Source organism: Streptomyces flaveolus (assembly GCF_000716535.1).
GTDB lineage: Bacteria > Actinomycetota > Actinomycetes > Streptomycetales > Streptomycetaceae > Streptomyces > Streptomyces flaveolus_A.
Window position 1 is genome coordinate 312,845 of sequence record NZ_JNWV01000037.1, and the last position, 8,685, is coordinate 321,529.

Genomic DNA, 8,685 nt, shown 5'->3' on the forward strand with positions numbered 1-8,685 from the left:
GTACCGCCACCCGAACGACGCCGACCGGACCCACCCGGCGATCGTCACGGCGTGCACGCTGGGCCCGGCAGCCGTCCTGGCCGTAATCCAGTCCTTCGCCCCCGCCCAAGTCCCGCTCGGTCGTCGCGCTGATCTCCCGGGCCCAGAGGCTGACGGACGGACGTACGCCACCCACCAAGACATCCGTGTCCGATTCACGCTCTTTACGCAGACCCCTCCCCCTGCCGAACCTGCCCTCAGGGTCTTGGTCGCGCGAAGGGGGGAGGCGCCTACTGCCCGGGCGCCGGCGACGATGGATGCTGCCTCGACGGCCACTTTGCTGGCCGCGTTCACCACCGCGTTGGTGGCACTCATGGGCTACTGGATCAACCAGCACGCCAAGCGCCGTGAGCAGAAGAGCCGTATGTACGCGGAGGCGCTCCAGGTCATTCACTCGTACGAAGACCTCCCCTACCTGATCAGATGCCGCCCCGCATCAGATCCGGAAACGAGGGCGGCGCTGGCCCAGCAGATCAGCGACGTCTTCACGAAGATCAACCTGCACCAGAACCTTCTGTTCATGGATTCCTACGTCGTCGGCGAGGCGTACGCCGACCTGTTCCAGCAGACCCGCCGCCATGCCGGCCCCCACCGCCTGGAGGCCTGGAACACACCCCCCGTCGCGACCGACCAGGAAATGTCCGGGAGGGCGTACTTCCCCTACGACAACCAACCGGAACAGGAAATCTGCCTCTTGGCGATGAGAAGAGAACTGACCCCCTGGGGCTGGCTGCTTCGCCCCCACACCCACAGACAAATACGCCACCTACGCCACCGACGCACCCCATGGTCCGAGCCCGACTTCATGAGGGAGACCCGGGCCAGACTCCTGTCGCCTCGGGGCGGAGGGGCCAACGACTAGATCGCGGGCGCAGCAGGCACGAGCAGGTGATGAGGTAGAACTGCCTGCGGTCTCCCGTAGGAGCTCAACAGTCGGGGAAGACGAGACGCAGCACGACCTCGCCGTCATCGATCTCCCCGGTGGGCTCGAAGCCGAACTTCTGATAGAAGGGCCACGGTTCACCCTCGCCGGGATCGTAGCTGGTCAGCAGCTCGGTGGCGCCGTCCGCACGAACCAGGGCGGCGATCTGCGTGAGAGTCTCCCGGCCGATCCCCCGCCCCTGGTGCCGCTTGTCGACGAGGAGACGCCAGATGAAGTGCCGCCCCTTGTAAGGACCAGCCGGCGGCTTCCACGACAGCATCACGAACCCGACCGGCTCGTCACCGACGTACACCGCGCGGTACCAGGGATTGGCCTCCGGGTGCTGTGCCGCCTGCTTGAGCGACTTGGACACGGAGGCGACGAACTGCTTCTGATCACGTCGGACGCGGAGGGCACGAACGGCATCCCGGTTGTCGTCGGTGATCTCCCGCAGGTGCACGCCTGGAGACCTCATGCCACATCCCTTCCTGCACGCGGCGGAGCCGCCGCCGGTCGGCAGTCAGCGTGCGCATTGCACTGTCAAGGACGTCAGGTCGGACGTCCTCGCAGCATATTCGGCGCCGCGGATCCGGACCGGGACCGGCACGCCGGTCTACGCCCGCTCCGAAGTAGCCGCTGTGACCTGGTCAGACACGCTCAGATCCTGTCCACGAACAGTCCACGGACCCCGTCCCAGGGCCGCTCAGTGCTGCATACGCGTGCACAAACGGACTGCGCCGTGGGGTTGCTCTAGTCGTTGAGAAAGGGGCTGTGGCGTTCGGTGAGTGGGCCAACGCCGAGGTCTTCACGCATGAGCCTGCGCATCTTGGCGGCTGCTTTGCCGCGTGCCTCCCAGCGGGCGCGGTCTTCTGGGCTGCTGACAGCGGTGCCGTCGATGTAGCCGTCGCGGATGCTTCGAAGGCAGTGGAACACGCTGTTGGAGGCATTGACGACGGGTTGGGGCGCGACGAGCCACATCCGTTCCGAGGCGATGGCTATGCCGGACTCCCGAAAGGCTTCGCGCAGCGCGTGCGCCCGCTCGTCGTCGGACGGGTGCTCCCGCTCGGCGAGGCCCCGCAGGGTCTCACCGAGGACCTTCACGATGGTCGTGTACTGCGTGTAGACGTCGAGCCGCAGCCGAAGAGCCTCTTTGGCATCCTCGCGCTTCCACCGATTCCGATCGGCGATGAGAGTAGCGACGATACCGATCGCGGCCCCGGCCAGGGTGGAGAGCAGTGGCAACCAATCCATGCGGGCCAGCTTGGGCCATCCCCTAACGGCAACACCAGGCGGGCTGCGAGGACGAACCTGCGCCGCCGGCGCTGAGCCGACCCCGATCACCCCGGCCCTCTCCACCCCGTCGCCGGCCTCCCAGACTCCGGCCGCATCCCGCGCGACCGTCCAGCTCACCCCCGGAACCGTTCTCGCCCTCGTCGGCGGCGGCACCGCCGTGGTCCTGGTCGTCGGTGCCGTCCTCGTCTCCATGCTCCTCGCCGTCGCCCTGACTGCTACCTCGGTTGCCGTCTGCGCAGTCGTCACCCGCTCCCTTCTCACCCGCCGCTGATTTCAACGGCTGCTCCCGCCCGGCTTGCCTTTGCTGTCTAGCCCCCTGGACAGGCAAGCCGGGCGGCCACCCAACACCCGACCACTCAAGGAGGAACCCGCACATGCGCCCGCCGGCTCCCATGGGAGCCATCCGTCACCTGGCGGCCCTCGCCCGGCATGGCGACGTGAGTGCTTACGCCCGGCAGATCCAGCGTCTCGGCGGCTGTGAGCAGCCCGTGCGAATGGAGGGCTACCGGCTGGACGTCCACGCCGCCACGGGCGAGATCGTCCGGGAAGTCATCGGCCGTGACTTGCCTGCCGGACAGCTCCTCATTCGCTGCAACAACCGCCGTGCCACCCGGTGCGCCGCCTGCGCCGAGACGTACCGCAAAGACACCTTCCATCTGGTCACCGCTGGCCTGAGCGGCGGCAAGGGCATCGGTCCGGCCGTCGCCCAACACCCGCGCGTCTTCGCTACCTTCACCGCCCCCTCCTTCGGCCCCGTCCACAACCGCCCTGCCGCTGGCCGCTGCCGCTGCGGACGCTCCCACCCAGAGGACGACCCCGCCCTAGGTACACCGCTGAACGCGGAGCGGTACGACTACCGGGCGGCTGTCCTCTGGAACGCTCACGCCGGTGCCCTCTGGGCCCGCTTCACCACCTACCTGCGTCAGCAGCTCGCTTCCTGCGCGGGCGTTACCCGGACCGCGCTGCGTGACTGCCTGAAGGTGTCGTACGCCAAGGTCGCCGAGTACCAGCGGCGCGGCGCCGTCCACTTCCACGCCGTCATCCGCCTCGACGGCCCGGACGGTGCCGAGTCCACCCCACCGACCTGGGCCACGACCGAACTTCTCAACGACGCGATCCGCTCGGCGGTCCGCCTCGCCGAGGCACCCGGCCCCATCCTCGACGGCCGCACGTACACCTTCCGCTTCGGTGCTCAGCTCGACATCCGCCCCATCCGCTCCGCCGACTTCGCAGGCAGCTCGGAGCTCTCCAGCCGGGCCGTGGCCGCCTACATCGCCAAGTACGCCACCAAGGGCGCCGAGACCGCCGGCACCCTGGACCGTCCCGTCCGTAACCCGATCACGGACCTGATCGGCTCCGGCGTCACCGACCACGCCCGCCGGATGATCCTCACCTGCTGGCACCTCGGTGGGCTCCCCGAACTCGAAGCCCTGCGCCTGCGCAAGTGGGCCCACATGCTCGGCTTCCGCGGGCACTTCTCCACCAAGTCCCGGGCCTACTCCGTGACCCTCGGCGCCCTCCGCCAGGAGCGCGCCGACCACAACGAAGCCTTGGCCCGCGCACGCGCCGCCGAGGCGGGTCACCCGCTGCCCGACCCGGACACCGTCCTCGTTCTCTCCCACTGGCGCTTCGCAGGCACCGGGTGGACGAACGCGGAACTCCTCATCGCTCACGGCACCTCGCCTCGCTCGACCGACTCACAGACGGAAGGAGAACCGACATGGCCCAGCGTGTTCCCGACGAGTTGATGACCGTCCGCCAAGTGCTCGATGAGCTGGGTGGTGTCTCTCGCCGGACCTTCTATCGATGGCGCGAGCTCGGTCAAGGGCCCGCAGCATTCAAGCTCCCGAATGGAGAACTTCGCGTGTGGCGCAGCGACTTCACGACGTGGTTGCGGCAGCTGGAGGCAGCGGCGTGAAGTCTCTCGACGTGAAGGTTTGGGGCGTGCGGAAGAGGAACACCAAGAAGTCGTCCTATGACGCCCGATGGACCGTTGCCGGGAACGTCTTCTCCGAACAGTTCCGAACTAAGGCGCTCGCGGACCACTACCGTTCCAAGTTGCTCCGCGCCACTCATGCCGGCGAAGAATTCGACACGGTGACGGGGCTGCCCGACTCGATGGTCGAGAAAGCGGCCTCGATGACCTGGTACGCCTTCGCTCTGAAGTACCTGGCCATGAAGTGGCCGCACGCGGCGCCGAACACGCGCAACGGGATTAATGAGGCCCTGACCGCCGTGACGATGGCCCTTCTCGACGATCGCCCTGGGCAGCCATCCGAGGAACTGATCAGGAAGGCACTCCGCAACTGGGCCTTCGTCCTTCCCGGTCCGGAGGAGCGTGAATTGCCGACCGAGATTGCGAACACCTTGCACTGGGTGGCCAGGGCGTCGCGCCCGCTCTCGGATCTCGGTGACGCCGCGATCGGCAGGGCGGTCCTCGACTCGCTAAAGCTGAAGCTCGACGGGACAGCGGCGGCCGCGGAGACCGTTCGGCGCAAGCGTCGGACACTCGTCAACGCGATGCACTACGCGGTAGACCTCGGCGAGTTCAAAGAGAACCCGATTACGGGCATCCGTTGGAAGAAGCCGAAGGTCGCCGGAGAGGTCGACCCCCGGGTTGTCGCCAATCCTGAGCAGGCTCGTTCCCTGCTGACTGCGGTTTCGTATGTCGGTGGGTACGGCCGTGCGCGTGGTCGCCGACTCGTCGGCCTGTTCGCCTGCATGTACTACGGCGGCCTGCGCCCGGCTGAGGCAGTCGGCCTCACCAGTGCAGACCTGAAGCTGCCCGAGGTCGGCTGGGGGACGGCACTGCTGAACCGGACGCGTCCCAGTGTCGGCAAGCAGTGGACGGACTCCGGTGAGACCCACGACGACCGGGGCCTGAAGAACCGGCCGGTGGAAGAGGTCCGGCTCGTACCGATCCCGCCCCAGCTCGTCGCCATCCTCCAGCAGCACCTCGCCACCTTCGGCACCGCCGAGGACGGGCGGCTGTTCACCAACGAGCGCGGGGGAGTGGTCGGCTCCTCGACGTACTACCGCGTGTGGCAGGAAGCCCGTGCATTGGCGCTCCCGCCGGCCGCGGTCGCCTCGCCGCTCGCCGCGCGCCCGTACGACCTACGGCACTCGGCGCTGTCGACCTGGCTCAACTCCGGAGTGGACCCGACCGAGGTGGCCGAGCGTGCCGGCAACAGCGTCGAGGTCCTGCTGAGCCGCTATGCCAAGTGCATCGACGGACGGAAGGAGATCGCCAACCGGAAGATCGAAGAGCTGCTACGCGAGTACGAGTGAGTTGAGCTCATCACTGGGCTTCAGCCCCCTGGACCTTCCCAGGGGGCTTCGCATTTCAAAGCTGCGACATTACGCGCGCCTATCCCGCTCGGCCAGTGCGGCACGGTACAGCTGAACGGTCTCGCCGTCTGAGAGCCGCACGGCAGCCCCATAACTTCCCGCCTCACGGCTGAGCCATTGGACTCTCTCTAGCAGTTCAGTGCCGGGGGTACCTCGCCGCCAGGCCACAATGTGGTGATCCTGGTTGCGCGGCAGGCGAATGGGCAGGTACTCCAACTTTCGGGCGCGCAGAATCTCGGTGATATGCGTGAGAGCCTGTTCCCGCAAGCTTCGATGCTTCCCGATACGGCGGAGTTCTTTCATCGAGAAGAGCGCGATCTCGCCGCGGCCCGCAAACGTCTCGATGATGCGCACGGTTTCGGAATCAGCGCGCAGGCGTTCAACTGCGGTTGTCATAGTCCCCCCTTGGGCATGGCAGCACGGGGCAGCCTAGAACGCGACTGGCAGGGATGCGTGGTGAACGTGCACTCAACATCGCACGGCGCGACTCTCGGCCTGCCGGTCGGCCAGGCAGGTGATCCGCCCTCCGGTGCTCAGCGGCGGCGGTTCCTGGCTTGCCCGATGACCTCCCCGCGCGGTGGCTGACCAGGGAGAACGCTTCAAGATCCTGTCCACGAATAGTCCACGGACCGTGTCGCAGGGCTGCTTCGGACGGCACACGCCTGCACATACGCGAAGACCCCGGCCTCAGCGTTTCCGCTGGTGACGGGGTCTTTGGGCACCTCATGCTGGGTGCCCCCGGCAGGATTCGAACCTGCGCACACGGCTCCGGAGGCCGTTGCTCTATCCCCTGAGCTACGGGGGCGTGTCAGGCGCTGAGCTCTCGCTTGCGCCGACGGGTAGAACATTAGCAGGTCCGGCGGGGTGATCAGGAACCCGTTTCCCCGGGTGGGGGTCGGCGGGTCCCCTGTACGGGGTGGAAGTGGGGAAAACCCGGACGCGGTGGCCGGTCCGGACCTACTCTCGACTTGTGCCAGGCGCTTCGGGTCGGGTGCTTGTTGTGGACGACAACAAGGTCATCCGACAGCTGATCAGGGTCAACCTCGAACTGGAAGGGCTAGAGGTCGTGACCGCGGCCGATGGTGCCGAGTGTCTGGACGTGGTCCACGAGGTGCGGCCCGACGTCGTGACGCTCGACGTCGTCATGCCCCGGCTGGACGGGCTCCGCACCGCCGCCCGCCTCCGGGCCGATCCCCGTACACACCACCTGCCCCTCGCCATCATCAGCGCGTGTTCGCAGTACGAGGTCGAGACCGGTCTCGATGTGGGCGTGGACGCCTTCCTCGCCAAGCCCTTCGAGCCCGCCGAGCTGGTACGGCTCGTGAAGCAGCTCATGGAGCGACGGATCGGGCCTGAGAGCCATGGCGAGCATGACGAGCATGAGGGGTCGGGTGGAGCTGGGGGCTCCGGGCGAGATGGCGGAGGGGGTGGCAGGGGAGACGGCGGGCGGGATCCCCGCGGTGGGGGGCCCGGTCCGGCCGGTCCAGGTGGGTACGGTCCCGGTGCCGGCGGTGGGGGAGACCCTGGCAAGGGCGGCCCCGGCAGCGGAGGCCCGGGTGACGGAGATCGGGACGGGGGTGGCGATGGCGTCACCCCCAGCCACGCAGCCGCCCTTGACCACGCTGACACTCTCCGCGACAGGGCCCACACTGCCAGCCCTGGCCACGCAGCCACCATGGACCGCCCGGCCACCCTGGACCACGGCATCACCCTCGACCACGGCGCGACCCACGACCACAGCGTCACCTTCGACCGCGCAGCCACCGTGGACCACGCTGCCCCCCTCAACCCCAGCGCCACCCTCGACCACAGCCCCACCCTCGACCATGCAACCCCCGCCCCCGAACCCACCTCCGGCCCCAGCCCCAGCGCCAGCGATGGTCTCCCCCGCCGGATGTCCTTCGGAAGCTAGGTCAAGCCGTGGTCGGGATAACCGGGTAGGGACAGCCGGTACGGACAGGCAGTAAGGCAGCCGGTACGACAGCCGATACCGATAACCGCCTCGCATACCCACCCCCCTCCTCCCCTACGCTTGTCCCGTGACCCCCGTCGAGCTCTCCCGCACCGTGTTGCACGCGGTGCGTCGTGCCGTCGATGACGGGGTGCTGAGTGTGACCGTGCCCGAGCGGGCCGTGGTGACCGAGCCGGGGCCCGGGGGGTGCGGGGACTTCGCCACCACCATCGCGCTCCAGCTGGCCCGGCCGGCCGGGGAGCCGCCGTTGCGGGTCGCCGAGATTCTGCGGGCCCGGCTCGCCGAGGCCGAGGGCATCCGGGACGTCGTCGTCACCGGGCCCGGGTTTCTCAACATCAGCCTCGACGAGCAGGTCGACCCCGTTGCCGCGCTGGTCCGGGAGATCCGGGAGAAGGGCACCCGGTACGGGTACGGAGACGCCCTGGCCGGACAGGTCGTCGCGCTCCGCGTGCCGTACGAGGTGCGGGCCGAGGTCGTCGCCGACGCCGTCGTACGCCTCGTGGCGACCCAGGGCGGGCGCGCCACCGTCGAGCACGGCGAGCCCGTCAATCTGCGGCCCGTGCCCGCGCCGGAGGACCCCGCCCCGCTCGGGCCCGACGCCGCCCAGTGGGCCCTCCTCCACCCCGCCCCGCACGACCGGCCCCGGATCAGCGCCGATCACCTCATCCAGCGGGAGAGCAACCCGCTGTTCCGTGTGCGGTACGCGCACGCCCGCGTCCGTGCTCTCAGCCGCAACGCGGCCCGCCTCGGCTTCTGCGCCGAGCCCGGCCCGATCGGACTCGTCGACCCTCCCGGTGCCGGCCCCTTCGGCATCCGTGGGCAGGGTGGCGGACGTCGTCCGGGGGTTGCCGCGGAGGCTGTCGCCGACCCCTTCGGGACCTCCGCGAGCGCCGGTGGCCGCAGCCTCCTCGGAGCCCTCGCGCATGCCGATGCCGGCCCCCTCGCCACCCGCGCGAACGCCGACACCGGCCTGCTCGCTCCGATGAACGCCGGCACCGCCCCCCTCGCCCCTGAGAACCCCGGCGCCGACTCGCTCGCGGTCCCCACGGCCGCCGCCGGCAACGCCGAAAGCACCCCCGCCGCCCCCACCCCCCTCCTGACCCCCCTAGCC

Annotated in this window: 10 protein-coding genes, 1 tRNA gene and 1 pseudogene; 8 read left to right on the plus strand and 4 right to left on the minus strand. The window is 68.9% G+C overall.

From position 1 onward, the window contains the following. The first annotated feature begins 292 nt into the window (after positions 1–292). Positions 293–901 (plus strand): hypothetical protein, encoded by a 609-nt coding sequence (locus OO52_RS36040; RefSeq protein WP_158712600.1) that lies wholly within the window; start codon positions 293–295, stop codon positions 899–901. A 64-nt stretch (positions 902–965) separates the two neighbouring features. Here the strand turns inward: OO52_RS36040 and OO52_RS36045 are convergent, their stop codons facing one another. Both OO52_RS36045 and OO52_RS36050 read right to left on the minus strand, forming a co-directional pair. Further along, on the minus strand, positions 966–1,436 hold the full coding sequence (locus OO52_RS36045) for a GNAT family N-acetyltransferase (RefSeq protein WP_031029359.1): 471 nt from the start codon (positions 1,434–1,436) through the stop codon (positions 966–968). Between the two features lie 275 nt (positions 1,437–1,711). Next, complete coding sequence (locus OO52_RS36050; protein ID WP_234339851.1) at positions 1,712–2,212, minus strand: hypothetical protein; 501 nt, start codon at positions 2,210–2,212, stop codon at positions 1,712–1,714. Between OO52_RS36050 and OO52_RS36055 the strand changes: the two genes are divergently transcribed. From OO52_RS36055 to OO52_RS36070, 4 genes are all read left to right on the plus strand, one after another. Beyond that, positions 2,211–2,525, plus strand: coding sequence for a SpdD-like protein (locus tag OO52_RS36055; RefSeq protein ID WP_234339852.1), 315 nt, complete (start codon positions 2,211–2,213; stop codon positions 2,523–2,525). The genes OO52_RS36050 and OO52_RS36055 overlap by 2 nt on opposite strands. Before the next feature lie 103 nt (positions 2,526–2,628). Then, positions 2,629–4,002, plus strand: a complete 1,374-nt coding sequence (locus OO52_RS36060) for a replication initiator (protein ID WP_030657864.1) — start codon at positions 2,629–2,631, stop codon at positions 4,000–4,002. After that, positions 4,002–4,172, plus strand: coding sequence for a helix-turn-helix transcriptional regulator (locus tag OO52_RS36065; RefSeq protein WP_030939262.1), 171 nt, complete (start codon positions 4,002–4,004; stop codon positions 4,170–4,172). The genes OO52_RS36060 and OO52_RS36065 overlap by 1 nt, the downstream gene beginning before the upstream one ends. Then, positions 4,169–5,542 carry a tyrosine-type recombinase/integrase gene (locus OO52_RS36070; RefSeq protein WP_030657865.1) on the plus strand — a complete coding sequence of 458 codons (1,374 nt, stop codon included), beginning with the start codon at positions 4,169–4,171 and terminating at the stop codon, positions 5,540–5,542. Before OO52_RS36065 ends, OO52_RS36070 begins: the two co-directional genes overlap by 4 nt. A 69-nt stretch (positions 5,543–5,611) precedes the next feature. Here OO52_RS36070 and OO52_RS36075 read toward each other — a convergent pair whose 3' ends face one another. Next, entirely contained in the window at positions 5,612–5,998 is a 387-nt protein-coding gene (locus OO52_RS36075; RefSeq protein WP_158712601.1) for a hypothetical protein, read from the minus strand. 337 nt (positions 5,999–6,335) lie between these two features. Beyond that, positions 6,336–6,407 (minus strand) — tRNA-Arg (locus tag OO52_RS36080). Positions 6,408–6,518: 111 nt separating this feature from the next. On the opposite strand from OO52_RS36080, the pseudogene OO52_RS48330 reads away from it, so the two are divergent. From OO52_RS48330 to OO52_RS36095, 3 genes and pseudogenes are all read left to right on the plus strand, one after another. After that, a pseudogene (locus tag OO52_RS48330) lies at positions 6,519–7,028 on the plus strand (response regulator); the annotation flags it as partial. A 249-nt stretch (positions 7,029–7,277) separates the two neighbouring features. Then, entirely contained in the window at positions 7,278–7,514 is a 237-nt protein-coding gene (locus OO52_RS51755) for a hypothetical protein (protein ID WP_030657868.1), read from the plus strand. Between the two features lie 127 nt (positions 7,515–7,641). Next, positions 7,642–8,685: hypothetical protein (locus tag OO52_RS36095; RefSeq protein WP_078966022.1), on the plus strand; the 1,044-nt coding region annotated here is incomplete at its 3' end.

Excerpts from the sequence above, each read along its gene's own strand:
- OO52_RS36040 (WP_158712600.1), top strand. The coding sequence starts at position 293 with ATGGATGCTGCCTCGACGGCCACTTTGCTGGCCGCGTTCACCACCGCG.
- OO52_RS36045 (WP_031029359.1), bottom strand. The coding sequence starts at position 1,436 with ATGAGGTCTCCAGGCGTGCACCTGCGGGAGATCACCGACGACAACCGG.
- OO52_RS36055 (WP_234339852.1), top strand. The coding sequence starts at position 2,211 with ATGCGGGCCAGCTTGGGCCATCCCCTAACGGCAACACCAGGCGGGCTG.
- OO52_RS36050 (WP_234339851.1), bottom strand. The coding sequence starts at position 2,212 with ATGGATTGGTTGCCACTGCTCTCCACCCTGGCCGGGGCCGCGATCGGT.
- OO52_RS36060 (WP_030657864.1), top strand. The coding sequence starts at position 2,629 with ATGCGCCCGCCGGCTCCCATGGGAGCCATCCGTCACCTGGCGGCCCTC.
- OO52_RS36065 (WP_030939262.1), top strand. The coding sequence starts at position 4,002 with ATGACCGTCCGCCAAGTGCTCGATGAGCTGGGTGGTGTCTCTCGCCGG.
- OO52_RS36075 (WP_158712601.1), bottom strand. The coding sequence starts at position 5,998 with ATGACAACCGCAGTTGAACGCCTGCGCGCTGATTCCGAAACCGTGCGC.
- OO52_RS51755 (WP_030657868.1), top strand. The coding sequence starts at position 7,278 with ATGGACCGCCCGGCCACCCTGGACCACGGCATCACCCTCGACCACGGC.